The organism is Pedobacter sp. 10L46_2, assembly GCF_056395165.1.
Window position 1 is genome coordinate 1 of sequence record NZ_JBFTIZ010000420.1, and the last position, 2,754, is coordinate 2,754.

Annotated in this window: 4 protein-coding genes; 2 read left to right on the forward strand and 2 right to left on the reverse strand. The window is 38.7% G+C overall.

What is annotated here, in order from left to right:
• On the forward strand, positions 1–400 hold a 400-nt coding region (locus AC1DDX_RS26085; RefSeq protein WP_477622888.1), incomplete at its 5' end, for an FAD-linked oxidase C-terminal domain-containing protein.
• A 17-nt stretch (positions 401–417) separates the two neighbouring features.
• Here AC1DDX_RS26085 and AC1DDX_RS26090 read toward each other — a convergent pair.
• Positions 418–909, reverse strand: coding sequence for an acyl-CoA thioesterase (locus AC1DDX_RS26090; RefSeq protein ID WP_337716113.1), 492 nt, complete (start codon positions 907–909; stop codon positions 418–420).
• 76 nt (positions 910–985) lie between these two features.
• On the opposite strand from AC1DDX_RS26090, the gene AC1DDX_RS26095 reads away from it, so the two are divergent.
• A complete protein-coding gene (locus AC1DDX_RS26095; RefSeq protein ID WP_172662785.1) occupies positions 986–1,417 on the forward strand; it encodes an Hsp20/alpha crystallin family protein in 432 nt (143 codons plus the stop codon).
• Between the two features lie 21 nt (positions 1,418–1,438).
• Here the strand turns inward: AC1DDX_RS26095 and AC1DDX_RS26100 are convergent, their stop codons facing one another.
• Positions 1,439–2,560 carry an acyltransferase family protein gene (locus AC1DDX_RS26100; protein WP_337716114.1) on the reverse strand — a complete coding sequence of 374 codons (1,122 nt, stop codon included), beginning with the start codon at positions 2,558–2,560 and terminating at the stop codon, positions 1,439–1,441.
• Positions 2,561–2,754: the final 194 nt, after the last annotated feature.

Here is a 2,754-nt window from a genome sequence, read left to right on the forward strand (position 1 = left end):
GGCAGAATCTGTTAAATCTAATTCCGTTTATAAGGAAGAAGATACGGTTGTTCCTAGAGCTGCCTTACCAAAATTGATTAATGGTATAAAAGAAATAGGATCCAGGTATGGATTTGAAAGTGTTTGTTATGGTCATGCAGGCGACGGCAACCTACATATTAACATCATTAAAGCAGGTATGAGTGATGAGGATTGGAAAAACAAACTCAAAGACGGCATCGTCGAGATATTCGAATTAACAAGTGCCCTGGGAGGAACTATATCCGGAGAACACGGTATTGGACTGGTTCAAAAAGAATTTATGCCTATAAAATACAGCGAGATTAATCTTAATCTGATGCGAGGAATAAAAAGTGTATTTGATCCTAATGGCATCCTTAATCCAGGTAAGATATTTTAAGTATAAGAGCAACTCGGTTAATTACTATCAAGTTGCTCAAAGATCATCATCTTGTTTTTTTCCTCGTCAGGAATCACTACCGAGGTTTTGGCCCGATAGTCAAAGGCTACGCACACCGTTTTTCCTTTACTGCAAACAATTTCCTCACCATTCTGCGTCCTAACCAGTAAGTATTCCAGGTCAAAACTACTCTTACCAATTCTGGAGGTGCGAACGTACATGCTGATTTTATCATCGGGAAAAACCGGAATGATGTATTCCAGTGAGGCGTGGGCAATGACCACACCTGTTTTTTTCCAGTCCCATTGTACAGCCTGCTTCCAGTATTTGGCCCGGGCAATTTCCATGAAGGTAAAGTAGGTTGCGTTGTTTACATGCCCCATCATATCAAAATCAGCAAAGCGTGTTTCTATAGTCGTTTTATACTTAAAACTGTCTATTTGGTTTACTATATCTGCCGTTTTGTCTTGCTTAGTTGTTTTGTTGCGCCAAAATGTCTTTAAAATCATAAAAAATGGGGTTGGTATGGGACTTGATTATACGGTTTATATAAAATTTAAATTAAAAAATAGGAGAACATAAACGATGACACTAGTAAAATTTAACAACAGAACCAGAAACACCGCACCTTACTTTAACAATGTATTTGACTCTTTGTTTAGTGAAGCCATAAATAAAAACTTAACGATTAACAAAGTGCCGGGCGTAAACATTTTAGAAACCGAAACCGAGTATAAAATTGAAATCGCTGCGCCGGGTTTAACTAAAGAAGATTTTCAAATCAACTTAAAAAAAGACACACTTTCTGTTTGGGCCGAGAAAAAAACAAGCGAAACAGAAGAGAAAAAAGATTACACACGCAGAGAGTTTGATTACTTCTCATTTGCCAGATCCTTTGTATTACCTGAAAGCGTAAATGCAGATAACATTACTGCTGAATATGTGAACGGGATTTTAAATATCACGATTGGAAAAGACGAAGTGAAATCTCAAAACAAAGAAATTAAAGTTTCATAATTAGGTTAGAGTTTGGTTTTTTTAGGTAGATAAGGGTGCGCCGGAGGGTGCACCCTTTCTTTTTGCGGTGCGCTTATTACTTAAATATTTTCTTACGGGAATATCATAAACTACCATTATCAGGTATGCTGCCCCGGTAAGTAGAATTAGTCCGGCAACAATTATCAACGTAAGTTGCATGGAGCTTACCTTATGACTGGTGTAGTAATTCCCGAACATCCACAACACGGCATAATGTGTCATGTATAATGGATAAGAAATCTTACCTGAAAAGACACAAAACTTTTTAAGGCCAGGAGCCAATATAGCACCTGCACCCAACGCGATCAGCAATGGGAAATAAAATAGTACGATGAAAGGTTCGGATAACCAATTCCATTTTGAGGATGGCATTAAAAAGGCCAGAAACAATAATATGGCCAGGCTAATAAATCCCAGCTTGTTCTTGATGATCCAGTTGGAACGGTAAATAAGCAATCCTGCTAAAAAAGAATATGATATCCGGGCAGCCCCATCCCAAAAGGTTGGACCGCTCCAACCACCCAATAAATTTCCTGAGCGATAACTGACCAGGCAAATCGCTGTCGCTGCAAGTATGGTTAACAATAGCAGATAGCTACGTTTAATGTTATAAAGTACAAATGCGTAAACGACATTAGCTATATATTCCCAAAATAAAGACCATGATGGTGCATTGAAGCTGAACAGGTTAAATCCACGATCTTCTATTATAGGCAAGGGGATAAGCAATAACGAACACAAAAACGTAAGGATGATCTTACCAGTATTATACAATTCTGGATGACCTCCAAATGGATCGAACAAAAACGCCAGCAAGCCTAATATCGATCCGGCTATAACTAGCGGGTGCAACCTGATAATCCTTGATTTAAAAAACTCGAGAACTCCCATTTTTCCTATACGATCGTCGTAGGCATACCCTATTACAAATCCAGAAAGGCAGAAGAAGAAATCGACAGCTAAAAAACCGTGCCCAATAAAGTTCTGGCCAGGATCGGTGTAAGCCCACTCCATAAAATGAAATATTACAACGGCCCATGCAGCAATGCCCCTCAATCCGTCGAGAATTTCAAAGTGCTGTTTTGTTTGAAGAATTGTGGTGGTGGTTTTGTTCGTATCCATTTATTATGTATCCTGCCAGGCTAAATTTATGCGGCAATAGCCTCTGATTTGTTAGTGCGCCAAGATATTTAAAATTAATAGCCCAGCCAAATTTACAACGAGCCGAACAGAATAATTATGCAACACCTATCTAATGCCCGTGAATTTAGGAGCAGATTCTCTTTTGATAAAGAGCAACAAAACTGCATGTTCCC

What these genes read in the sequence shown, in the direction of transcription:
- AC1DDX_RS26090 (WP_337716113.1), bottom strand. Translation starts at nt 909, where the DNA reads ATGATTTTAAAGACATTTTGGCGCAACAAAACAACTAAGCAAGACAAA.
- AC1DDX_RS26095 (WP_172662785.1), top strand. Translation starts at nt 986, where the DNA reads ATGACACTAGTAAAATTTAACAACAGAACCAGAAACACCGCACCTTAC.
- AC1DDX_RS26100 (WP_337716114.1), bottom strand. Translation starts at nt 2,560, where the DNA reads ATGGATACGAACAAAACCACCACCACAATTCTTCAAACAAAACAGCAC.